Source organism: Capnocytophaga canimorsus, assembly GCF_002302565.1.
GTDB lineage: Bacteria > Bacteroidota > Bacteroidia > Flavobacteriales > Flavobacteriaceae > Capnocytophaga > Capnocytophaga canimorsus.
The window spans coordinates 1,495,361-1,519,956 of the sequence record NZ_CP022382.1 but is presented as its reverse complement, the minus strand read 5'-3'; the positions used below and the strand labels follow the sequence as shown (position 1 = coordinate 1,519,956).

The following is a 24,596-nucleotide window of genomic DNA, read 5'->3' as shown; positions in this document are numbered from 1 at the left end:
CTTAATAGGTACGTACCTATCAAACAACAGGTACGCTCCCGTTTCTTAACGAAAGCGTACCTGTTTAAGTTTCTGACAGATTGCGATTTATTTTTTGTACTTTTCGTATTTTACGGTAGCAAGCATTTCTTTAAGGTCAGTACCTGGGCGGAACTGGATTTTGTTTCCTTTGATGTTGGCTGCGGTAAATTTCTTTTCGTCGTCCACACCCTCGCTGGTGATGGTTATTTGGAAACTTCCAAAATCACCAAATTTGACGATTTCTCCATTAGAGAGGTGTTTTATAAGCACTTTCGTAAGTTCGTTAAGCGTTGCCAATACGTCGGTATCCGAAACAGTAGTCGAACCCGTTGCTATTTCTTTAGCGATTGCCTTTAGGGTGATTTCGCCATCGGCTTTGGCACTGGCATAAAACTTCGGAGCCTCGTTCGGCTTCTGTGGGTTCTTGCGTCCCACGACATTGTACTTTACTGGCATAATATATGGTATTAATGGGTTACTGATTTAAAATTTTCGCTCTATTTTTCTACTTTTTTAAAAATAAATTTCACTGCCCTTGATACAATTTTTTGAATTTATAAAAAACACATAACGTCATATTTATGGGCAATTATCTCTCTTCTTCATCAACTTTTGATTGACAATAATAACATAAATCATCATACTTATGTTTTCTATCTCCACATTCTGGACATTTAAATTTCCTTTCACAAAAAGAACAGTATTCATCCGTGAAATCTTTTTCATCTCCACATTCTGGACAAGTTATAGCTTCCTCATCTTCTTCTATTTCTCTTGATAAATCATACGAATCATCTCCACATCCCCCTCCTTTTTCCGTTAAAGTTACTTCATATTCATATCCTTTATCACTTGTAAAAGAGCAATATCCATCAGTAATATCTTGAGAAACAAAGTGAGTTTCATCTAACCAACCTCCATTAGACCAATAGATTTTTACTAACTCTCCATCCTCCACTTCCACATCTAAAGTATAGGTGCTACGGGTTCCTGTCTTAGGGTTGTAATATTCTATTTCAGCACAATAAGTGCCTCCTATAATTTCCTTATCAGATGAATGTTTCTTATTAGATTGACCACAACTAATAAATATACAAAGCATAAGAATAGTAAAAATATATAAATTTCTCATAATAGTTATTTTAGTTACAATTTTTCCAATCCTCAGATTCAACTATATTTTTTGCCCAACCGTGCTACCGTTTAGTCATTCAGCTTCAGTACCGCCATAAATGCTGATTGTGGTACTTCTACATTTCCGATTTGGCGCATACGTTTTTTACCTTTCTTCTGTTTTTCAAGGAGTTTACGTTTACGCGAGATGTCTCCACCGTAACATTTGGCAGTAACGTCTTTACGGAGGGCTTTGATGGTTTCACGAGCGATGATTTTTGCCCCAATTGCTGCCTGAATCGGAATATCAAACTGCTGACGTGGAATTAGTTCGCGGAGTTTTTCACACATTTTCTTTCCGATATTGTACGCATTATCGGCGTGAATCAAAGCTGATAAGGCGTCTACTGAATTGGCATTGATAAGCACATCGACTTTCACCAAATTAGAAGCTCTCATTCCGATAGGCGAATAATCAAACGAAGCATAACCTTTTGATACTGTTTTTAATCGGTCGTAAAAATCAAACACGATTTCCGCCAGTGGCATATCAAAATTTAGTTCCACACGTTCGGGAGTTAAATATGTTTGATTAGTAATTTGCCCACGTTTTTCGATACAAAGCGACATCACTTGCCCCACAAAATCCGCTTTGGTAATTACCGATGCTTTGATGTAAGGCTCTTCCACTCGGTCCAATTTCGACGGGTCGGGAAGGTCAGACGGGTTATTCACTACGATAGGCGTTTCAGGGTCTTTCTTCGTGTAAGCCAAGTAACTAACGTTCGGAACGGTAGTAATTACGGTCATATCGAACTCGCGTTCCAATCTTTCCTGAATGATTTCCAAATGCAACATTCCGAGGAAACCACAACGGAAGCCGAAGCCCAATGCTGCTGAACTTTCAGGAGTGAAAACCAGCGATGCATCGTTAAGTTGCAGTTTTTCCATCGAAGCTCGAAGTTCCTCATAATCCTCAGTATCAACAGGATAAATTCCAGCAAATACCATCGGTTTTACATCTTCAAATCCGTCAATGATTTCAGAACAGCCATTTACTGCCGAAGTAATCGTATCGCCCACCTTTACCTCACGAGCATCTTTTATTCCAGTAATGAGGTAACCCACATCGCCCGTTTTTACAGATTGTTTGGCTACTTGATTGAGTTTGAGCGTCCCTACCTCGTCGGCATCATACGTTTTTCCAGTAGACATAAATTTGATTTTCTGACCTTTACGGATTTCTCCATTCATCACACGGAAATATGTTTCCACACCACGAAACGGATTGTACACCGAATCGAAAATCAGTGCTTGAAGCGGTGAATCAGGGTCGCCTTTTGGGGCAGGAATGCGTTCGATGATAGCTTCGAGGATTTGCTCGACGCCTAGACCTGTTTTCCCAGAAGCAGGGATAATATCATCAGGGTCACAGCCAAGCAAATCAACAATATCGTCTTTTACTTCTTCCGGATTTGCCGAAGGAAGGTCGATTTTATTTAAGATAGGAATAATTTCCAAATCATTTTCTAGAGCCAAATACAGGTTGGAAATAGTCTGAGCTTGAATACTTTGTGCAGCATCGACAATCAGCAAAGCTCCCTCACACGCAGCAATGGAACGCGACACTTCATACGAGAAATCCACGTGACCAGGGGTGTCGATAAGGTTCAGAATGTACGTTTCACCTTTGTACTCGTACTCCATTTGGATAGCGTGTGATTTGATGGTAATACCTCGCTCACGTTCTAAGTCCATATTATCAAGGAGTTGGTCTTGTTTTTCGCGTTCGGTAACGGTTTTGGTAAAGTCCAAAAGTCGGTCAGCAAGGGTACTTTTTCCGTGGTCGATGTGTGCGATAATGCAAAAATTGCGTATGTTTTTCATTTCTCTTGTTTTCAAATTGTTGTAATTGGCAAATATAATAAAAAAGTGCAAAGGAAAAATTAGAAAAATCAACTAATTAGTTTTTTGGAAGTATTATTTTTCCCAATTTTTATAAGGATTTTTCATTAGCGAGGCGTTATAATAACGTTTATTTCCAGTTACTTCTTCGCCGAGCCAATCGGGGTGTTCAAAGGTGCTGTCTTCAGAGGGAAGTTCAATTTCTGCGATGATAAGTCCTTCGTTTTCACAGTGAAATTCATCTACCTCAAAAGTTTGTTCACCTGCTTTTATAAGATGTCGAGTTTTATCGATAATGCCCTTCTCACAGAGTTTTAACAGCGCCTCAGCCTCTTGATAAGGAATTTGTTTTTCCCATTCAAAGCGACTGATTCCGTTTGGGCTACTGCTACCTTTTACGGTGATATATCCCTTGTCGTCCTTTATGCGTATGCGTACTGTACGCTCAGGTATAGTGCTTAAATATCCTTGGATGATACGTTCAGATTTAAAAACTTCATTTCTGAAATCTCCCTTTACTAAAAATTTACGTTCTATTTCTTGTAACATAATGTGTTGGCTAAAAAAAACTTTAAATGCAAAAATAGAAATTTGCTTTTTCTTTTACTTTCATTTGTTAAACTTATTGGATAAACTTCATTCGTAGTTTGTCATTTCAGTGTAAAAAGCTACCTTTGTGCGAATAATTTTAAGTTGAATTATGAGGATAGCTGTAATAGGCACAGGATACGTAGGGTTGGTTTCGGGAGCTTGTTTTGCCGAAGTTGGCAATACCGTTACTTGTGTTGATGTCAATTCTCAAAAAATAGAAAACCTAAAAAAAGGAATTATTCCGATTTACGAACCTGGTCTTGAAGCTATGGTTTTGGCCAATGTAGCTAATAAAAATTTGTCATTCACTACCGATTTGGCGAAAGCTATCGAAAAAGCTGAAATTGTATTTATAGCTGTAGGTACACCGATGGGGGATGATGGCTCGGCGGACTTACAATACGTGCTTTCCGTAGCTAAATCTATCGGAGAGACAATGCAGGGCAGACTTATCGTTGTGGATAAATCGACCGTTCCGATAGGGACAGGGGACAAGGTAAAAGCCGTAATTCAGTCCGAATTGGATAGAAGAGGCGAGAAATTTGAGTTTCAAGTGGTTTCAAATCCTGAGTTTTTAAAGGAAGGGAAAGCTATTGAAGATTTTATGAAGCCCGATAGGGTAGTGATTGGTGCTGAAAGTCCGTATGCTTTTGATAAAATGCGGATGCTCTATTCCTCGTTTTTTAAACAGAATGAACGTTTCATTACTATGGATATTCGTTCGGCAGAAATGACCAAGTATGCTGCCAATGCAATGCTTGCAACTAAAATTTCGTTTATGAACGAAATAGCCAATATTTGCGAACGCGTGGGGGCTGATGTTAATAAAGTGCGATTGGGAATAGGTTCGGATACTCGAATTGGATATAGTTTTATTTACCCAGGTTGTGGTTATGGAGGCTCGTGTTTTCCGAAAGATGTAAAAGCACTGACAAAAATTGCCCAAGAACACGGGTACAATGCGGAACTGATTACTTCTGTGGAAAATGTAAACGACCGACAAAAGTTGGTTGTCGCACGGAAAATAGTTGCCAAGTACGGTGAGAATTTGACAGGGAAAACTTTTGCGGTTTGGGGACTTTCATTCAAACCCGAAACCGATGATATGCGTGAGGCTCCTGCTATTTACATTATTAAGGAACTGGTCAGACGAGGAGCTAAAATACGAGCGTATGACCCTAAAGCCATTCACGAGGCTAAAATATTTTATTTAAAAGATATAGATATTCAATATGTAGAAAGCAAATATGAAGCTTTAAAAGGTGCCGATGCAATGCTTTTACTCACCGAATGGAAAGAATTTCGTTCGCCCGATTTTGATGAAATAGCAAAACTTCTCAAAGAAAGAGTTATCTTTGATGGGCGGAATCAGTATAATTCGTTTGATTTGCCGAGTAAAGGGTTTGAGTATGTGCAGGTGGGTGTAAATTGATTGGTAAAAAAATATCTTTGTGTTTATTTCTATGGTTTTTCTTGATTTTTTCATAAAAACTGTGAATTTGTGTTATTTTGAGTGTGTGTAATAGTTTGAGGACAGTGATTTCTATAGGTACCTTGGTTGTCATGCAAATATTTATTTGACAAGACATGGAGTTTTGTGTTGTGTAATGTACTTTTTATAGAAATGAATTATTATAAAACTGAATCAAAAATGAAAATATGTTACTTGTTTGTTGTATTTTTGATTGTGAAAAAGTCTAATTGAGACCAATGTAAAGGGGAGTGGAATTATTTTATACTTAAAAGAATGTAAAATCATTTGATGAATAAGGTAATATTTGATGGAAAAATGTTTATTTGTACAATGTTTTTGAGTTAAATCTTTTTTTGATTTATGTTAGTAATAGGAAAGCCAATAAAGTTATAAAAGGAGTTGCCTACAGAATGTAATATATCAATAATCAACAATTACTAAAAAAAAATATTATCCCCCCCCTCCCCTAAAAAACTACGGAGAGTACTTGATGAGGATAGCGTAATTTTTGGTTTTGATCAATAATCTAAAAATCGTTATGAAAAGCAATATTGTATCATCTATTGTATTATATAATTCTGAAAAAGAAATTGTTAATAATATTTGACAAATTAGAAACATATCACAAAGTGTTATTGTTGTCGTCAATCAATGTGACAAAAATTTAATTAGTGAAATATCTACCATAGATGGTGTAGAAATAATAAATAACGGAGGAAATATAGGTCTTTCCAAGGCATTGAATATTGGTATCAAACGAGCTATTGAGTTAAATGCTGACTATATAGGATTGTTTGATCAAGATTCTAATTCTATTGGGGATAGATTCTTTTTGGATATGGTAGATATTTTAGAAAAAAAATACTGAAATAGCCACTATTGGTCCAATAATAAGAGATAACAAAGGAAAGAAAACAGCATCGAAAGATAATTTGGAAATATTTGTCAAAACTATTAATTACATCAGGAAGTTCAACTCCAACAAAAGTTTTTAAAGACGTGGGATTAATGGATGAAACTCTATTTATTGATTATATTGACTACGAATGGTGTTTGAGAGCTATATCAAAAGGTTACAAAGTGTGTTTAACTACTAAGAGTATTTTAAAGCACAGTATGGGAGATGTTTTTGTGAAATTTCTTTGGATGAAAAAGCCTTGTCATAAAAACAAAAAAAGACAGTATTATATAGTAAGAAACCAATTGATAATGTTAAATAGAGATTACATTTGTTGGGAGTGGAAAGTCAAACATTTCATAAAGTTGTTATATAGATTACCAATGTATATACTTTTGTCCGATGACAAAACTACGAGCTATAAGCATATGAAAAGGGTATTTAAAGATTTTTTTAATAATAAGAATATTTATAAAAAGTATGTATACTAATTATTTATTTATTTTTGCTCCATTGATGTATGCATTTTCTATATATGTAGATATGTTTACCTATCATTTGAAATTCAACCTAAATGATGAAAAAAATTATAGATATTTATTTTCATTAATTAATGTTTTTCAATATTCATCTAGGGCTTTTGTGTTGATATTTGCTCCTATAATGGCATATTATACGGAAACGATAAGGGATAAAAATTTAATTTGGCAAATGACACTTTTGTGTCATATTTTGGTCATTTTTTTAATTATTCCACTGTATAACACAAATTATTCCAAAAAACTATCCTTTTTTCTTATACGAAAACTAAATTTGATTCTGGGAAAATTGGAATACAAAAAGAACTTTTCGGTAGATATTAACCCAATGCAAAGGAAAAAAACAAGAATTGAAACCAAAGGCGATGTAGCTTTTATACTATTTTCATTTATAGCATTTCTGATTTTTTCTTTTAGTATGACATTTTTGTATTACATAGCATTTTATTATCCTAACAAAGTTTTGATACTTAGTTCGTATAGTCAATTGCTAAACGCCTTTGGAGCAATGAGTATTTTGTTATTTATAGACCCAAGAATTATGGCAGCAATGGATAGGGGCGATGGGGTAAAAGAACTTAATTTTCTAACAACTTCAAGAATTATGGCTCACTTCGTGTTAATTATTATTTTATTATTTATTATATAATATAATGGGTGTAGAACAAATATTTTGTACAGTGATATTATTCCTTTGTTTTTACATAGGAAGTATGCAACAAGATAAAAATAATCAATTCATTCTTTTAGTATTTTTCATACTAATTTCCTTAATAATGAGGGTGTTAGTGGATGTAGAGATTAACAAAGATTTTTTTGCATACTACAATCTATATAACTTTCAAAAACCAGAAAATTGGTGGGAATATTTTCTAAAAGAACCTTATTTATATTTATTATATTCTTTTTTCTATAATTTTTATGATGAAAAAATAGAAGTTTTTCAAGCTATGTATTTCTTCAACTATGCCGCTTTAACCTTTTTTTTTACTTGGTTAATGACCCTTAGAGATGTTGTTATGTGGAAAAAAGTGCTTATCTTTACCATGTATTATTTTCTATTTTCATACACTCTAATACGAAATGGTATCCCTTATGCTATTTTTGGATATTTTATATACCAAATATACAGAAATAAAAGTACAAAATTAATCTATCTCACACCATTTATGCATATTAGTAGTTCTACTCTTTTATTACTAATATTTCACAAACATAGAAAATATATGGCATACTTACTTGTTGTGTGCATTTCATCTCTATTGATTGCTTCAGTAGGAAGCACTATACTCAACCGAGCAGAATTTATTTTGATTGCTAGTAAAATTAATGATTATGGCTTTTCTCAAAAACAAACAGGGATATTCCATTATATTTATTTTGGATTTATTATTATGCTTTCTATTATAACTTGGATATTTGTCAAGAAAAGATTTTGGAATCCAGTTATCACCACAACACTATTGTTTTACCTAATTGGTTTTTTTATCAATCCTGTTGTAGGCTTCCGATTTTCTCCCTATTTAATTGTGGGAATATTATTTATGAATATAGATATTTCTAAATACAAATCTCTTAATGGATTACTAAATATTGGTTCTCTGATATTAGCAGGATATTTTGTATTTACATTATACGATACACATTATTTTTAATTAAAATTTATGAATAGATTTAAAAAATATAGTATTTTAGGAATTATCGAATTATTATACTTTAAAATAAGAACTTATTTAACTTTTAAACAAGCTCGTATAATACGATTTCCGTTTAGAATTAGAGGAAAACAATTTATAAAAATAGGAAAAGGTTTTACGACAGGTTATGATTGTAGAATCGATGCCTTTAATCATTTTAGTAGAAATGGTTTTCTGATAGAAATAGGTGATAACGTAGAGATTAATGATAGTGTACATATTGGTGCTGTAGAAAAAGTAATTATAGAAGATAATGTGCTTATTGCTAGTAAAGTATACATGTCTGACCACAATCACGGAAGTTATAAAGGAGAGGAGCAAGACTCTCCTTTAACAACACCTAATAGCCGAAAAATATATACTACTCCTATACATATCAAAAAAAATGTTTGGATAGGAGAGATGGTATGCATACTACAAGGCGTTACAATAGGAGAAGGTTCTATCATTGGAGCGATGAGTGTAGTAACCAAAGACATTCCGCCTTATTCAATAGCCGTTGGCTCTCCAGCAAGGGTAATTAAGCAGTTTAATTTTGAAACTAAAAAGTGGGAACAAGTATAGATAATATAATGACAACAATAAAAGTATTATTAGCCACTTATAACGGCGAAAAATATATAATACAACAAATGCAAAGTATTATTAATCAAAAAGATGTGATTGTAGATATTTGCGTTTCTGATGATGGAAGTACAGATAAAACATTGGCGATGATCAATGAGACATTTCCACAGATAAAGACCCAGAAAAACATTCCTGGTACAGGGTCGGCTGCTACTAATTTTCTGAAAATGTTGGTGGAAACCGATTTCAACGAAAACTTTGAATATATCGCATTTTCTGATCAAGACGATTTGTGGCTACCACAAAAGCTAAGTGTAGCGGTTCAAAAACTCAACGAAGAAAAAGCTGATTTGTATTGCTCAAATCTAACAAAATGGGACGAAAATACAGGCTCTTTCACCCTTTTGAAAAAAGATTTTCCTCAAAAAAAATTTGATTATCTTTTTGAAGGCGGAAGTGCTGGTTGTACCTATGTGTTTACAAAATCATTTGCAAAATCATTAAAATCATTTGTTTTGCAACTCAATACCTCCAATTGGAAAGGCTTTTCGCACGATTGGCTTGTGTATTTTTTTGCTCGAAGCAGAAACTACATGGTGTTTATAGATGAAAATTCATACATCCATTATCGTTTGCATGGTAACAATGTACATGGACATCTCAACAAATTGTCGTTGCGAACCATTTGGTTTAAAATATCAAAAGTAATGGAAGGCTATCATGAAGACCATATCAAAAATTATATTAACTATATAGATAAAAATACTGAAGCTTACCAAATTTATACCGATTTTTTGGGTAATTATTTCTCACGAAACAAAATGATTTGGAAATATAATATTCGATTAATGAGAGATAATAAAAAATGGTTTGTTTTTGCAGTGTTAAATTTAATTAAATTGTGATATGTATAGATTTTTCATAAAACCCTTATTGGATTTCATTTTGGCACTCATCGGTTTTTTACTGTTGAGTCCTGTGTTTATCATAGTTACTATAGGCTTGTTTTTTGCCAATCAAGGAAAACCTTTTTTCTTTCAGCTTAGACCGGGGAAAGATGGGGAGATTTTCAAAATCATCAAGTTCAAAACGATGAACGATAAAAAAGATGAACACGGAAATTTACTTCCCGATGCGTGTCGATTGACAAAAATTGGTAACTTTGTACGCGAGACCTCTTTAGATGAAATTCCGCAACTACTGAATGTCATCAAAGGCGATATGAGTTTGATAGGGCCAAGACCACTCCTACCGTCTTATTTGGCATTGTACAATGATTTTCAGCGCAGAAGAAATGAGGTAAAACCAGGAATTACGGGTTGGGCACAGGTCAATGGAAGAAACAGTATCAGTTGGGAGAAAAAATTTGAATACGATGTTTGGTATGTGGATCATATCAGTTTCATATTGGATTTTAAAATATTATTTTTAACAATAAAAAAAGTGTTTGTACGCGAGGGAATTTCCCAAGATGGACAAACTACAATGGAGGGATTTAAAGGGAATAACTGAATGAGAAAAATAGCAATAATAGGTGCAGGAGGATTAGGCAGAGAAGTAGCCAGTATCATTAAGAATATCAATCAGGTTTCACTACTATGGGACATTATAGGTTTTTTTGATGATACAAATGAGTTGCAAGGAATTAATACACCTTATGGAAAAGTTTTAGGAACCATAGAAGATTTGAACCGTATCCGTCAAGAATTGAATGTCGTTATTGCTGTGGGAAAAGGTCAAGGAATATTCAATATTAGGCAAAGGATTGATAATAAAAATATCGTTTTCCCCAATATTATTCATCCAAGTACTATGTTTTTAGATAAAGATACAACCTCAATGGGCGAGGGTAATATATTTTCTGCACAATGTATCGTAAGTTGTGGGGTAAAAATAGGAAGTTACAATATTTTCAATACTCGAGTAACTTTGGGGCACGATGGTGAAATAGAGGATTATAATGTATTTAGTCCTAATACTCAAATATCAGGAAATGTATCTATCGGAAAATTGAATTATTTAGGGTTTAATTGTGGTGTAATACAAGGAAAAAAAATAGGAAATAACAATACTTTAGCCGCAGGAGCAATGCTCCTTCGTAGTGTAAAAGACGGAAACACTTATATGGGAAATCCTGCAATAAAAGTTAAATTTTGAATATAAAATTATGAACCAAGAAAAGTTTTTAGAAGATTTTGCTTCTATTTTTGATGAAATAGATGCGTCAGAAATTACAATGAGTACAGAGTTTAAAAATTTCGAAGAATGGAGTTCGTTGGTAGCTTTAGGGCTTTTAGCCGTGATGGAGGAGGAATATGATGTGACTCTTACTCATAATGATATAAAAAATGCAGTAACAGTAGCTGATATTTACAATATAGTGAAAACTCAAAAGTAAAAATTATGGCTTTTATTCATATTCCTAATGTACACATCAAAGGTATTTCTGCTTGTGTACCATCTAAAATAATTAAGAATGAAACATTGACAGATATTTTTTCTAAAGAAGAGCTTGATAAGATTATCAATTCGGTGGGAATTATTGAAAGGCGTATAGTAGATCGGGAAACTACAGCTTCTGATTTGTGTTTTAAGGCAGCTGAAAATTTATTAAACAAATTAGATATTGATAGAGAATCCATAGATGTTCTTATATTTATGTCGCAAACAGGGGATTATAAAATACCTGCTACAGCTTCTATTTTACAGCATCGTTTAAAATTGAGCCAAAATTGTGCTTGTTTCGATGTTAGTTTAGCGTGTAGTGGCTATGTATATGCTTTAACCACAGCGTTTTCTTATTTGAATTTGGAAGGAATTAATAGGGTTTTATTATTGGATGGTGAAACTTTTTCAAAAATTGTTAATCCAAAAGATAAAACGAATGCCTTACTCTATGGTGATGCAGGAACGGCAACTTTATTGGAAAAGAAGCAAGGAATAGATTTTTATAGCCTTTTGAAAACTGATGGCACAGGTTGGGAAGCGGTAAATATAAAGTCGGGAGGTTGCAGGAATGTAACAACCTTGGATAGTTTTGTAGAGTATGAGCGCGAAGACGGAAGTATAGGTAATGATCAACAAGTCTATATGAATGGTTTAGATGTCTTCAATTTCACAATGAAAGTGGTTCCTAAAAGTGTGAAGGAAATTTTAGAAAAGTACAATTTTGAACTAACTGATATGGATAAAATTGTATTCCATCAAGCCAATAAGTTTATGACGGACTTTTTTGTCAAAAAACTAAAATATCCCAAAGAGAATGTACCATACAGTTTGCAAAAGTATGGTAATGTAAGTTCAGCTACCATACCTTTAACTATTTCTAGTGAGCTTTATCATTGGGAAAATGATAGAAAACAGTTGCTAATTAGTGGTTTTGGGGCAGGACTATCTTGGGCAACGGCTATTATTAATTTGGAGGACACATATATTTTTAAACCTATAGAATATTGATTATTATGAAATTACATCATTATGGATACGCTGTGAAATCCATAGAAAAATCCTTGAAAGAGTTTGAGAAGTTGGGTTATGTAGCTGAAAGTGAAGTTATTACAGATGTTGTGCAAAGGGTCAATTTACTATTTGTAAATAATGGTTCTGATCATCTTATAGAGTTAGTTGCTCCTATTGATGAGAAAATAGAAAGTCCTGTAACAAAAATTTTAAAAAAGAATGGAGCAACACTTTATCATATTTGTTATGAAGTAGAAAGTATAGAAGAGACAATCAATGATTTAAAATCAAAACGATATATGGTTTTATTAAACCCTACTCCAGCTGTCGCGTTTAATAATAGAAGAATTAGTTTTTTATATAATCCCAATTTAGGTTTAATTGAAATTTTGGAAAAATGATAACAACGTATATATACCGAAACTATACAATTGAATATCTGTTTGATAATCAGTGTGAATTTAGTGGGTATGGAGATGTAAGTAAGCCTTATGTAGAATATGATAGTCATATTATTTTTTATCAAATAAATCCTGCGGTAACTCCAGAGGAACAAGTTTTGGAGATAGAAGATATCAAATCTAAAATTTCCTTTATTCTTAATACAGGAATTCAAGGGCGTATTACAATCATCAATTTACATCGTAATACATTGTACGATTGGCAGTTGAAAAATACCGACTTACTCAATGCCATAGACGAGTTCAACCTTGTTTTTTTGAAGCAGATGGCTACTCAATATAAAAATATAAAAGTGTTGGATATCAATACTTTTTATCAAAATCAATCACAACCTTTTATCGATTGGCGTTTCTTTTTTACTTCACAAATGCCTATAAACCCTAAGTTGGGCAAGGCATTTAAAAACTGGTTTGAAAAGCAAAACGAGGCTCTAAATTTAAAACGAAAAAAATGTATCGTTTTGGATTGCGACAATACACTTTGGGGCGGTGTTGTTGGAGAAGACGGAACGCACGGTATCAAGTTAGGAATGGATTATCCTGGTATTTGTTTCAAGAGTTTTCAAAACCTTTTGTTAAAATTATCTCAAAAAGGGGTGATTCTTGTCGTTTGTAGCAAAAATAACTTGAAAGATGTGCAAGATGTTTGGGAAAAAAATCCTAATAATTTGATAAATGATAAAGTACTTTCGGCTTACCGAATCAACTGGCAAGATAAAGCCTCCAATATCAAATCCATTGCCGAAGAACTAAATATCGCTACAGATAGTTTCGTTTTTATGGATGATAATCCCGTAGAAAGAGGTTTGGTAAAAGAGTTTTTACCCGAAGTAGAAGTTCCCGAATTTCCAACAAAACCTTACGATTTGGTAGCATTTTTTTGGCAAGTGTATCACAAATATTTTTCCGTGTACGAACTCTCTCAAGAGGATTTAAAAAAGACAGAGCAATATAAAGAAAACTTCTTTCGAAATGAAAGCAAAAAAGCATTTGAAAATATGGATGAGTATCTTGAAAGTCTTGATATTCATATAGATATTATTCAGGCTGACGATGGTAATCTCTCACGTATTGCACAAATGACCCAAAAAACCAACCAGTTTAATCTAACCACCAAGCGCTATACGGAAGAACAATTGAGAAACCTTATCGATAATGGTGCAAGTATCTATTGTGCCAATGTAAGAGACAAATTTGGAGATAATGGTATTACCATTGCTACAATTATTACAGAAACAGAAACAAAGTTGTACTTAGACTCTTATTTGCTTAGCTGTCGTATATTAGGTAGAGATATTGAAAAAATTACCTTGTTAAAAATTTTAGAAAAGGTAAATGAAGCAAAAAATAAACCGATATTGGCACAATTTGTTCCCACAAAGAAAAATATGATGGCTTCCGATTTTCTTGATAAGGTGGGATTTAAATTGGTAAATGTAGATAATGATAGAGTAAAGCATTATGTTTTCGATGTGTCAAAAAACATTGAACTGAAGGAATATTATAGGATAGAATTTAATTAATAAAAAAATGAGAGAAAAAATAGTAGAAATAATGGCTAATGTATTTGAAATGAATATTTCGGATTTTCCAGTAGAGATCAGTCAGAATACAGTAGAAAATTGGGATTCCCTTCGTCATTTGAATCTTATTGTTGAGATAGAAGAAGCATTTGATAAGTCTTTTGAACCCGAGGAAATATCGGAGATGACTTCTATAGATAAAATTATAGAAATGATTCAAAGATAATTCTCTATGGAACGTAAAAAAGTGTTAGTAGTAGGAGCTTCTTCTGGTTTGGGTAAAGAGATTGCTCTTACGTTGTCAAAAGAGGGGGCAGATTTGGTACTAATGTCTCGAGATATAGATAAGTTGAACAATGTAATTTATGAATGTAAGGACGGAAATCATCAAGTTTATTCGGTCGATGTAACCAATGAACAAGAGCTTGATAGAGCCTTATCTGAAAGTATGAAAGATGGTGTGCCTTATAGCGGATTTGTGTATTCAGCAGGAATGGAAGCTACTATGCCTTCTAAGTTGTTGAAAAAAAATACTTTGGAAAAAGTAATGGAAGTTAATACTTATCCTATTGTAATGATTTCTAAGTTTTTTCAAAAAAAAGGAAATTTTTCACCCAATGGAGGGAGTTTGGTTTTTATCAGTTCGGTGATGGGGCATTTAGGACAGGTTGGTAAGACCGCTTACTGTATGTCTAAACACGCAATGGTAGGTGTAATGAAGGCCTTAGCATTAGAATTAGCTCCTAAAAAAATTAGAGTAAATTGTATTTCTCCTGGAATGGTAAAGACGGATATGTCAATTAAAATACTAGAAAGCATTAGTGAAGAAAATGTATTAAAAATACAGAATATGCACCCTCTTGGGTTCGGAGAACCAAGAGATGTAGCTCAAGCAGTTTTGTTTTTGATTTCAGATAAATCCAAGTGGATTACTGGTGTAGATTTGGCTGTAGATGGTGGGTATAGTGTGCAGTGATGTGATTAGTTTTTATAAAGAATGTCTTTTTTAGGGGCATAAAAGTTCAAAATAAACGTACAATGAACACAAAAATATGGCTTTCCTCTCCGCATATGGGAGGTAATGAACTCAAGTATATACACGAGGCTTTTGATGAAAATTGGGTAGCTCCTTTAGGGCCGAATGTCAATAATTTTGAGCTAGATTTAGAGAAATTTATTGGAGAAAATACTAAGATTGCTGCTCTCTCGGCAGGTACGGCTGCTTTGCATTTGGCATTGATAATTCTTGGAGTAAAGGCAGGAGATGAGGTGATATGCCAAAGTATGACTTTCTCGGCATCGGCAAATCCTATTGCCTATCAAGGGGCAACACCCGTATTTATCGATAGCGAACCCGAGACTTGGAATATGTGTCCGCAGGCTTTGGAAGAGGCTATTCAAGATCGCATTGCCAAAGGGAAAAAGCCCAAAGCGATTATCGTGGTGCATCTCTATGGAATGCCAGCAAAATTGGACGAGATTCTACAAATCGCCCAAAAACACGAAATTCCAGTAGTGGAAGATGCAGCAGAGGCACTTGGAAGTACTTATAAAGGGCAAAAATGCGGTTCGTTTGGAGAAATGTCTATTTTGAGTTTCAATGGAAATAAAATCATAACCACTTCGGGAGGAGGTGCTTTGGTGTGCAAAACGCAGGAACAGAAAGACCAAGCTGTATTTCTTTCCACTCAGGCAAGGGATAATGCTCCGCACTATCAGCATTCGCATATTGGGTACAACTATAGAATGAGTAATATTTCGGCGGGAATCGGTCGAGGGCAAATGGAAGTTTTGGAGGAAAGGATTGCTCAAAGAAGAGCCAATCACGATTTTTACAAAGCACTTTTCAAAGATATAGAAGGCGTAACTTTGTTTACGGAGCCGTCTTCGGATTTTTATTCCAACCATTGGCTTTCGGCAATTGTCATTGATGAGGACAAAGCAGGGTTCCATCGTGAAGACTTGCGTTTGAAGTTTTTAGAGGAAAATATCGAGTCGCGTCCGTTATGGAAGCCGATGCACTTACAACCCATCTTTGCCGATGCCCCTTACTACGGTGGAAAAGTATCCGAAACCCTTTTTGACAACGGACTTTGCTTACCATCAGGCTCTAATATGACCGATGAAGAAAGAGAAAGGATAGCCAAGGTGATTGTGGGAATGAAAAGATAGTGAGTTAAATTGTTATAAAATTAGATCAACCATTTTATACTACCAAAAAATGACAACAGAAAGAACACATACAGCAGATAGTTTTGTAAATTTTTCCAATATTCGTTATCTTCCAAGGTGGATTATATTTGGGATAGATGTATTTTTATTGGCAGTTTCTTTGCTTGTTTGTTGGGCTGTATTAGATGCTCTTGGAATTAGCTCCATAAACTTAGCGTCTTATTATTTGGAATACCTTTTAATAATTGGGGTCAATGTGTTTTTTATGCTCGTTTTCCGTACCTTCAAAGGAATTATTAGGCATTCCACGTTTATTGATTTGTTTAAAATACTTTTAGCAAGTGTCTGTACTATTCTTGTGCTTTGGGTAATTAACTTGATTAACATCTCTTTTAACGGATATAGATTATTTCTTAATCCGCTACTGTTTATCTACTTCGGAACGTCCTTTATTTTTTTATTCTTTTTCCGTTTTTTGGTAAAACAGTTGTTTTATTTGGCTCGCGAATTTCGTCGTAGTTCTTCAAAAAGAAGGATTCTGATTTTAGGTGTCGATGAAGAGGCAGTTTCTATCGCTAAAGCTGTTATAGGAAATCCTTCTCTGCCTTATTTCATTGTTGGTTTTTTAACCCAAAGAACTGACTCAAAACGTGCTATTTTGCTGGGAAAAAAGATTTATACGAAAGATAAATTACAAAATAGCAATAAAGAGGAATTAGGCATAGATGGGGTGCTAATCAATAAAAATGTACTTTCTAAAGAGGAAATGAGTACTTGGGTTAATTTCTTTTTAGAGAAAGATTTACGGGTTTTTAAGGCTCCTGCTGTACAGAAATTACGTCCTAATCAAGATATTAACATACGTAACTTACAAATAGAGGACTTACTTGGTCGCAAACCTATAGTTATAGAAAACGAACAGGTTAAGTTAAGACATAATGGTAAAAATATATTAGTTACTGGTGGTGCAGGTTCAATAGGTAGCGAAATTGTAAATCAAGTTGCTCATTTCTCTCCTGCCTTGATTGTTATTTTTGATCAGGCAGAAACACCTCTGTATGATATTGAATTGGAAATGAAGGAGAAATTTCCGCACATTGCCTTCAAATTTATTCTTGGAGATATTTCCAACCGAAGTAGGCTTGAAAGTGTTTTTTCAGAATATAATTTCTCAATGGTTTATCACGCAGCGGCTTATAAGCACGTTCCTTTAACGGAAGAAAATCCTCACGAAGCTATTTTTGCCAATGTACAAGGGACTAAAAATGTAGCGCTACTATCAAGCAAGTTCAAGGTAAACCGATTTGTGATGGTTTCTACCGATAAAGCCGTTAATCCTACTAATGTTATGGGGGCTTCCAAACGAGTTGCTGAGCTTTTTGTACAAGCCTTACAGAATTGCAGTGATAATACCACTAAGTTTATCACGACCCGATTTGGTAATGTTTTAGGTTCGAACGGTTCTGTAATTCCGCATTTTAGAAAACAAATTGAAAAAGGAGGTCCTGTTACCATTACGCACCCAGATATTGTTCGTTATTTTATGACGATTCCTGAAGCCTGTGAGCTTGTTCTTCAAGCAGGTGTTATGGGTAAAGGAGGAGAAATTTTTGTTTTTGATATGGGAGAACCTGTCAAAATTTTGAATTTAGCAAATCGGATGATAAAACTATCTGGTTTAGAGCCCAATGTTGATATAAAAATAGTTTATACAGGACTCAGACCCGGTGAGAAATTGTATGAAGAGCTTTTGAGTGATGACACTAAAACGTTGCCTACACATCACGAAAAAATTATGATTTCTAAGGATATGGCTATGGAATTCGAAGAAATTGATAGCCTTTCTGAAAAATTAATCAACGCAGCAAAAACAACAGATAAAATGGAGGTTGTTCGATGTTTAAAAATGATTGTCAAGGAGTTTAAAAGCAATAATTCCGTTTTTGAAGTGTTAGATAAAAATAAGATAGACTAAAATATTAAATACTATGAAAGGAATTATTCTCGCAGGAGGCTCAGGAACAAGGCTTTACCCTATTACAAAAGGTATTTCAAAGCAGTTACTACCTATATATGACAAACCGATGGTTTACTATCCACTTTCGGTGCTGATGTTGGCAGGTATTCGTGAAGTTTTGGTGATTTCGACCCCGCAAGACTTGCCTGGTTTTCAACGACTTTTAGGTGATGGTAGCGACTACGGAATTTCAATTAGTTATGCTGAGCAACCCTCACCTGACGGACTGGCACAAGCCTTCATCATCGGAGAGCAATTCATTGGAAATGATGATGTTTGCCTCGTATTAGGCGATAATATTTTCTACGGACAAAGTTTCACCAAAATGCTTCTGCAATCCGTTGAAACCGCTGAAAAAGAGCGTAAAGCAACCGTTTTCGGTTACTACGTCAAAGACCCTGAACGTTACGGAGTTGCCGAATTTGATGCAGAAGGAAACGTACTTTCCATCGAAGAGAAACCCGAAAAACCAAAATCGCATTACGCCGTGGTTGGGCTGTATTTCTATCCGAATAAAGTTGTAAATGTAGCTAAAAACATAAAACCTTCGGCGAGAGGAGAATTAGAAATTACCACAGTAAATCAGGAGTTTTTGAAAGACAACGAACTGAAAGTACAGCTATTAGGACGAGGTTTTGCGTGGCTTGACACAGGCACACACGATTCACTTTCAGAGGCTTCCAACTTCGTGGAAACTATTGAGAAAAGACAAGGACTTAAAATATCGTGTTTGGAAGAAATTGCCTACAAAAAAGGCTGGATTTCTGCCGAAAAAATCCGAGAGTTAGCCCAACCAATGCTCAAAAATCAATACGGGCAATATTTGTTAGAGTTGATTAAATAACTTTTCAATTTTCTACTTACTAAAAATGGATTAACTTTCAAATAGGAAACCATTTCACACAAATAAAACAAAAAAATGAAGATAATAAGCACAGAATTCAGAGACCAAGAGGCAATTTCTTGGGAAGATTTGGAGGATTTTCTAAATAAAAGCATTTACGAGGAAGGTTTTGTTGTTTTGAGTGATGACAAACAACCAAATTATATCCAAATGGCTGAAATGGAAACAGAAAACGGTTGGAAATGGGGTGTAGAAATTAGGTTATATCAATCAGATGTGATTTTTCAGCATTTCAAACGATTTTTTAATAGTCCTGAAGAAGCTGTCCCTGTTTTCAAAGTTATCTATTATGATGAAAACTTCGACTATAACGAGCCTAACTGGAAAGATGTAACTAATGAGTTCACAGAATAGCAATCCAAAAGATATATTTGAGAGAAAAATAAATTCAAAATCAGTTACAAACAGAAATACATCTGAAAAGCAACAGCACTATGAACATAATCCAAACAGAAATAAAAGACGTTATCATCATTGAACCTGAAATTTTCGGCGATGAGCGCGGATACTTTTTTGAGTCGTTTTCACAAGAAAAGTTCGTGGAACAAGTTTGTAAAACAACTTTCGTACAGGATAACGAATCAAAATCGCGTTACGGTGTGGTAAGGGGATTGCACTTTCAGAAACCTCCGTTTTCGCAGTCGAAATTGGTACGCGTAGTAGTAGGAAAGGTTTTGGACGTTGCGGTCGATATCCGCAAAGGTTCGCCTACTTTTGGTAAACACGTAGCTGTTGAGCTTTCTGCCGAAAACAAGCGACAATTGTTCGTTCCTAGAGGTTTTGCTCACGGATTTGCCGTGCTGAGCGAGGAAGTCATTTTTCAATATAAGTGCGACAATTACTACAATCCAAAGGAGGAAGGAAGCGTTCTGTGGAACGACCCTGCATTGCAAATCGATTGGAAAATCCCTCATCAAAATATTATTCTTTCGCAAAAAGACAAAGAAAGCCCCTTGCTGAAAGATGCTTTTCACTTCGATTTTGATGTAAACCTATACGAATAATGCGATTTTAGACAATGAAAAACATATTAATTACAGGAGCTGACGGACAATTAGGCTCTGAAATTCAGAATATTCAAGGAAAAACCAAAAATTACTTCTTTACAGATGCTTCGGACTTGGACATTACCGACCGACAGGCAATTTCGGATTTCGTAAAGAAAAATAACATTCAGATTGTGGTTAATTGTGCCGCATATACCAACGTGGACAAGGCAGAAGACGACATACAAACCGCCAACCTGATAAATAACATCGCAGTAGGCTGCTTGGCAGAAGTCTGCAGGGAAAACAACGCTTCTCTTATTCATATATCAACGGATTACGTTTTTGGAGGTACTAAAAACACGCCTTACTCTGAAGCAGACCCTACGGAACCGCTGGGAATTTACGGACGAACGAAATTAGAGGGCGAAAAAGCCATTCAGAATGCGGATATCGATTATCTTATCATCAGAACCTCGTGGTTGTACTCGCTTTCCTTTGGGCATAACTTCGTCAAAACCATTCAACGATTGAGTTCTGAACGCAATGAACTCAAAGTAGTTTTCGACCAAGTTGGGACGCCCACAAATGCTCGTGACTTAGCTGCATTTATCGTCCATATCATTGAGAAAGATTTGTGCAAAAAACGCGAGGTGTATCATTTCTCAAATGAAGGCGTATGCTCGTGGTTCGACTTCGCTACCGAAATCGTTCGTATGTCGGGGAATGATTGTCTGGTTAAACCTTGCTTGTCGAGCGAGTTCCCAAGTAAGGTAAAACGTCCAAGTTATTCGGTTTTGGACAAATCAAAACTAAAAAACGATTTTAATTATACAATTTCACATTGGAAAGAGGCTTTAAAAGGGAAATAAAATAAAAAGTATAAAGGATAAAGTGAAAAGTATAAACCTTCAAAATCGGTTATTTGAATTCTCCATATCAGCCATTAACGAAGTCAGAAAGCTTCCTATTGGCATTGAGTACAAATTGATTGCCCATCAGCTGATAAGGTCGGCAACTTCTGTCGGAGCCAACTACGAAGAATCGCAAGGAGCAGTATCACAAGCCGACTTTACCAATAAAATTGGCATCTGCTTGAAAGAGATAAGAGAAACAAACTATTGGATACGAATACTTATTAGAATTTATGACGATAATAGGAATTGGAAAGATTTGGAGCAAGAAAGTAAGGAGTTGATGAGCATTATAGGTGCCATACATTCAAAAATGAGAAAAAAATCAACTTAGCATTTTTTATCCTTTCCACTTTATCCTTTATCCTTAACAAAAAAACACTTCAAATGAAAAAAAACATTTTAATAACAGGCGGAGCTGGATTTATAGGCTCGCACGTGGTTCGGTTGTTTGTAAACAAATATCCTGACTACAGAATCATCAATTTGGATTTACTAACGTATGCCGGAAACTTGGAAAACCTCAAAGATGTAGAGAAATCACCTAACTACGAGTTCGTAAAGGCTGATATCTGCGACTTTCAGGCTATGAAGCAACTCATCGAGAGCAAAAACATCAGCGGAATAATCCATTTGGCAGCAGAAAGCCACGTAGACCGCAGCATTAAAGACCCTTTCACCTTCGCGAAGACCAATGTTATGGGTACGCTATCACTTCTACAGGCAGCACGTGAGGTTTGGAACGGCAATTGGGACGGGAAACTGTTCTATCACGTCTCCACCGATGAAGTGTATGGTGCTTTGCAGATGGACAATACGCTTTTTACAGAAAACACAAAGTACGACCCACATTCGCCCTATTCGGCATCGAAAGCCTCGTCCGACCACTTCGTTCGAGCTTATCAAGATACCTACGGACTTCCGACAGTTATCTCCAACTGCTCCAATAACTACGGAAGCTATCAGTTTCCTGAAAAATTAATCCCCCTATTCATCAATAACATTCGCAGTAATAAGCCGCTACCCGTTTACGGACGAGGTGAAAACGTGCGAGATTGGCTCTACGTTGAAGACCACGCCAGAGCAATTGACGTAATATTCCACAAGGGTAAAATTGGCGATACATACAACATCGGGGGCTTTAACGAGTGGAAAAACATCGACTTGATACGCGTCATCATCAAAGAAGTAGATAAGCAGCTAGGTCGCCCTGAAGGAAGCTCAGAAAAACTCATTACGTTTGTTACTGACCGAGCAGGGCACGACCTTCGTTATGCTATTGACGCTACAAAAATTAAAGAAGAACTTGGTTGGGAACCTTCCTTACAGTTCGAAGAGGGAATTCAGCGTACCGTAGCTTGGTATCTGCAAAATCAAGAATGGCTAGATACTATCACCAGTGGCGACTACCAAAAATATTACGACCAGATGTATAAAAATAGGTAGTATTAGTTATAGAAAATGCGTAAAAGTCACTTCAATCATTGAAGTGGCTTTTTTATTTTTATCGAAAACGAAATAGTAGAAAATATTATAAATCAAGGATATAATTTAAAGATTTCTATTTGCAAAAGCCGAAATAATCACCTATATTTGTCACAACAATTTTACATACTTCTCAAAAATAGTAATCTGCCCGTTTAATTTTAGTGTTGGGGAGGTTGCTTCCTATTAAAAAAAACGCAGTAAGTTATCTTGGTGGGTAGTAATGCCAATTGAGTACTTGTGCAAATATGATTACAATGGAAAAACGAAGATTAAGTTTTTGGGAAATATGGAATATGAGTTTTGGTTTTTTGGGTATCCAATTTGGTTTTGCCTTGCAGAATGCCAATACATCTCGTATTTTTGAAACATTAGGAGCCAAAGTTGAAGATATCCCAATTTTGTGGATTGCCGCTCCTGTTACTGGGCTAATTATTCAGCCTATTATTGGATATATGAGCGACCGAACGTGGACGCGATTGGGTCGCCGTCGTCCGTATTTTTTAATCGGTGCGATTCTCTCTTCTATCGCATTATGTATTATGCCGAATTCACCTTCACTATGGATTGCCGCTGGAACGCTCTGGATTATGGATGCCTCCATCAATATTTCAATGGAACCTTTCCGTGCTTTCGTAGGGGATAATCTGCCTGATGAACAACGTACTACCGGATTTGCAATGCAAAGTTTCTTCATCGGAGTGGGAGCTGTGGTAGGTTCGGCTTTGCCTTATATTTATACGAATTATTTGGGAATCAGCAATACAGCTCCCGAAGGGGTCATTCCCGATTCAGTAAAATGGTCATTCTATGCAGGAGCTATCGTTTTTCTGGTGGCTGTACTATGGACGGTTTTCTCTTCTAAAGAATATTCTCCTGCCGAGTTGGAAGCCTTTGAAAAGAAAGATGTCAATACCTACAAAAACGAAGTTTCTTCCGAAGAAAAAGCAAAAAAACTAAACTTTTACGGAGCAATTTTTGCTGTCGTGGGGGTTATTTCAACAATTTTTCTTTATTTTTTCAAAATGGAAAAAGAGTTGTACATTTTGGCTATCGGAATGGCAATGTTAGGATTTTCGTTCTTGTTTACGTCTTATCTGCATAAAAGAAAGGTGAAAGAGAATGGCTTTATTTCTATCACTACAGATATGCTTTATATGCCCAAAACGATGAAGCAATTGGCTTTGGTTCAGTTCTTTTCGTGGTTTTCGCTTTTTGCAATGTGGATTTACACTACGGCAACGGTAACGGGGCGTATCTATGGAACTACGGATACTTCCTCTCCTTTGTATAACGAGGGAGCAGATTGGGTTACATTGCTTTTCGCTGTGTACAATGGGGTAGCAGCATTGGTGGCATTCTTGCTTCCTGTTTTGGCAAAAGCTACTAGCCGTAAGGTTACTCACTTTATCTGTTTGTTATTGGGAGGATTAGGGCTTATTTCGGTGTATTTTATAAGTGACCCGAATATGCTTATCGTTTCGATGGTTGGTGTAGGGATTGCTTGGGCGAGTATCCTTTCGATGCCGTACGCAATTCTTTCTGGAGCATTGCCTTCGGATAAAATGGGGTATTATATGGGGGTATTTAATTTTTTTATTGTACTTCCACAGATAGTTGCTGCAACAATTTTAGGAGTTATCGTACACAATTTGTTTAATAACGAACCTGTATATGCGCTGGTTGTAGGAGGTGTAGCGATGATTTTATCAGGATTTTTGACTCTTGGAGTGAAAGATTCTATAAAGTAGGCAATAGAAAATAGGGATTAGTAATTAGTAAATAGTGGTTAGCACTTGCAACTTGGTACTTGTAACTTGGTACTTGTAACTTGTTCCTTTTTACTTTATCCTTGTAACTCGGTACTTGT

General features: G+C 35.3%; 26 protein-coding genes. 22 read left to right on the top strand and 4 right to left on the bottom strand.

Going from position 1 to position 24,596, the window contains the following annotated elements:
• Nucleotides 1-87: 87 nt before the first annotated feature.
• The 4 genes from CGC47_RS06700 to CGC47_RS06685 form a co-directional block, all read right to left on the bottom strand.
• A complete protein-coding gene (locus tag CGC47_RS06700) occupies nt 88-477 on the bottom strand; it encodes an HU family DNA-binding protein (RefSeq protein ID WP_095900152.1) in 390 nt (129 codons plus the stop codon).
• A 133-nt stretch (nt 478-610) separates the two neighbouring features.
• Complete coding sequence (locus CGC47_RS10830) at nt 611-1,153, bottom strand: hypothetical protein (RefSeq protein WP_042001271.1); 543 nt, start codon at nt 1,151-1,153, stop codon at nt 611-613.
• A gap of 71 nt (nt 1,154-1,224) precedes the next feature.
• Complete coding sequence (gene lepA, locus CGC47_RS06690) at nt 1,225-3,021, bottom strand: translation elongation factor 4 (protein ID WP_042001274.1); 1,797 nt, start codon at nt 3,019-3,021, stop codon at nt 1,225-1,227.
• A gap of 93 nt (nt 3,022-3,114) precedes the next feature.
• The gene (locus tag CGC47_RS06685) at nt 3,115-3,588 is read right to left on the bottom strand and encodes a CYTH domain-containing protein (RefSeq protein WP_042001277.1); all 474 of its coding nucleotides are present in this window, start codon (nt 3,586-3,588) and stop codon (nt 3,115-3,117) included.
• Between the two features lie 151 nt (nt 3,589-3,739).
• On the opposite strand from CGC47_RS06685, the gene CGC47_RS06680 reads away from it, so the two are divergent.
• The 22 genes from CGC47_RS06680 (at nt 3,740) to CGC47_RS06570 (ending at nt 24,477) form a co-directional block, all read left to right on the top strand.
• Nucleotides 3,740-5,062: a UDP-glucose dehydrogenase family protein gene (locus CGC47_RS06680; RefSeq protein WP_042001280.1), complete on the top strand. Its 1,323-nt coding sequence runs from the start codon at nt 3,740-3,742 to the stop codon at nt 5,060-5,062.
• A 1,768-nt stretch (nt 5,063-6,830) separates the two neighbouring features.
• The gene (locus CGC47_RS10910; protein ID WP_232779651.1) at nt 6,831-7,190 is read left to right on the top strand and encodes a hypothetical protein; all 360 of its coding nucleotides are present in this window, start codon (nt 6,831-6,833) and stop codon (nt 7,188-7,190) included.
• 64 nt (nt 7,191-7,254) lie between these two features.
• Nucleotides 7,255-8,196, top strand: coding sequence for an EpsG family protein (locus CGC47_RS06665; protein WP_157799867.1), 942 nt, complete (start codon nt 7,255-7,257; stop codon nt 8,194-8,196).
• A gap of 9 nt (nt 8,197-8,205) precedes the next feature.
• On the top strand, nt 8,206-8,802 hold the full coding sequence (locus CGC47_RS10965; RefSeq protein ID WP_042001287.1) for an LbetaH domain-containing protein: 597 nt from the start codon (nt 8,206-8,208) through the stop codon (nt 8,800-8,802).
• A 68-nt stretch (nt 8,803-8,870) separates the two neighbouring features.
• A complete protein-coding gene (locus CGC47_RS06655; RefSeq protein ID WP_231552357.1) occupies nt 8,871-9,710 on the top strand; it encodes a glycosyltransferase in 840 nt (279 codons plus the stop codon).
• A 1-nt stretch (nt 9,711) separates the two neighbouring features.
• On the top strand, nt 9,712-10,317 hold the full coding sequence (locus CGC47_RS06650; RefSeq protein WP_095900149.1) for a sugar transferase: 606 nt from the start codon (nt 9,712-9,714) through the stop codon (nt 10,315-10,317).
• On the top strand, nt 10,318-10,962 hold the full coding sequence (locus CGC47_RS06645; protein WP_042001293.1) for a NeuD/PglB/VioB family sugar acetyltransferase: 645 nt from the start codon (nt 10,318-10,320) through the stop codon (nt 10,960-10,962).
• Between the two features lie 10 nt (nt 10,963-10,972).
• Nucleotides 10,973-11,203, top strand: coding sequence for an acyl carrier protein (locus CGC47_RS06640; protein WP_042001296.1), 231 nt, complete (start codon nt 10,973-10,975; stop codon nt 11,201-11,203).
• Nucleotides 11,204-11,208: 5 nt separating this feature from the next.
• Nucleotides 11,209-12,261, top strand: a complete 1,053-nt coding sequence (locus tag CGC47_RS06635; RefSeq protein WP_042001299.1) for a 3-oxoacyl-ACP synthase III family protein — start codon at nt 11,209-11,211, stop codon at nt 12,259-12,261.
• Nucleotides 12,262-12,266: 5 nt separating this feature from the next.
• A complete protein-coding gene (locus CGC47_RS06630; protein ID WP_042001386.1) occupies nt 12,267-12,665 on the top strand; it encodes a VOC family protein in 399 nt (132 codons plus the stop codon).
• Complete coding sequence (locus tag CGC47_RS06625) at nt 12,662-14,248, top strand: HAD-IIIC family phosphatase (RefSeq protein WP_232779650.1); 1,587 nt, start codon at nt 12,662-12,664, stop codon at nt 14,246-14,248. The genes CGC47_RS06630 and CGC47_RS06625 overlap by 4 nt, the downstream gene beginning before the upstream one ends.
• 7 nt (nt 14,249-14,255) lie before the next feature.
• On the top strand, nt 14,256-14,474 hold the full coding sequence (locus tag CGC47_RS06620; RefSeq protein WP_042001309.1) for an acyl carrier protein: 219 nt from the start codon (nt 14,256-14,258) through the stop codon (nt 14,472-14,474).
• A 6-nt stretch (nt 14,475-14,480) separates the two neighbouring features.
• Complete coding sequence (locus CGC47_RS06615) at nt 14,481-15,224, top strand: SDR family NAD(P)-dependent oxidoreductase (RefSeq protein ID WP_042001311.1); 744 nt, start codon at nt 14,481-14,483, stop codon at nt 15,222-15,224.
• 62 nt (nt 15,225-15,286) lie between these two features.
• Entirely contained in the window at nt 15,287-16,420 is a 1,134-nt protein-coding gene (locus CGC47_RS06610) for a DegT/DnrJ/EryC1/StrS family aminotransferase (protein WP_111938324.1), read from the top strand.
• A 49-nt stretch (nt 16,421-16,469) separates the two neighbouring features.
• Complete coding sequence (locus CGC47_RS06605) at nt 16,470-18,395, top strand: nucleoside-diphosphate sugar epimerase/dehydratase (protein WP_095900148.1); 1,926 nt, start codon at nt 16,470-16,472, stop codon at nt 18,393-18,395.
• 13 nt (nt 18,396-18,408) lie between these two features.
• On the top strand, nt 18,409-19,281 hold the full coding sequence (rfbA, locus tag CGC47_RS06600; protein WP_042001317.1) for a glucose-1-phosphate thymidylyltransferase RfbA: 873 nt from the start codon (nt 18,409-18,411) through the stop codon (nt 19,279-19,281).
• A gap of 75 nt (nt 19,282-19,356) precedes the next feature.
• On the top strand, nt 19,357-19,695 hold the full coding sequence (locus CGC47_RS06595) for a hypothetical protein (protein ID WP_042001319.1): 339 nt from the start codon (nt 19,357-19,359) through the stop codon (nt 19,693-19,695).
• A gap of 80 nt (nt 19,696-19,775) precedes the next feature.
• A complete protein-coding gene (gene rfbC, locus CGC47_RS06590; protein WP_042001321.1) occupies nt 19,776-20,345 on the top strand; it encodes a dTDP-4-dehydrorhamnose 3,5-epimerase in 570 nt (189 codons plus the stop codon).
• 14 nt (nt 20,346-20,359) lie between these two features.
• A complete protein-coding gene (rfbD, locus tag CGC47_RS06585; RefSeq protein ID WP_042001323.1) occupies nt 20,360-21,199 on the top strand; it encodes a dTDP-4-dehydrorhamnose reductase in 840 nt (279 codons plus the stop codon).
• 22 nt (nt 21,200-21,221) lie between these two features.
• Nucleotides 21,222-21,575: a four helix bundle protein gene (locus CGC47_RS06580; protein ID WP_042001326.1), complete on the top strand. Its 354-nt coding sequence runs from the start codon at nt 21,222-21,224 to the stop codon at nt 21,573-21,575.
• A 53-nt stretch (nt 21,576-21,628) separates the two neighbouring features.
• Nucleotides 21,629-22,687 carry a dTDP-glucose 4,6-dehydratase gene (gene rfbB / locus CGC47_RS06575; protein ID WP_042001329.1) on the top strand — a complete coding sequence of 353 codons (1,059 nt, stop codon included), beginning with the start codon at nt 21,629-21,631 and terminating at the stop codon, nt 22,685-22,687.
• Between the two features lie 296 nt (nt 22,688-22,983).
• Nucleotides 22,984-24,477, top strand: a complete 1,494-nt coding sequence (locus CGC47_RS06570; protein ID WP_042001332.1) for an MFS transporter — start codon at nt 22,984-22,986, stop codon at nt 24,475-24,477.
• The last annotated feature ends 119 nt before the right edge of the window (nt 24,478-24,596 follow it).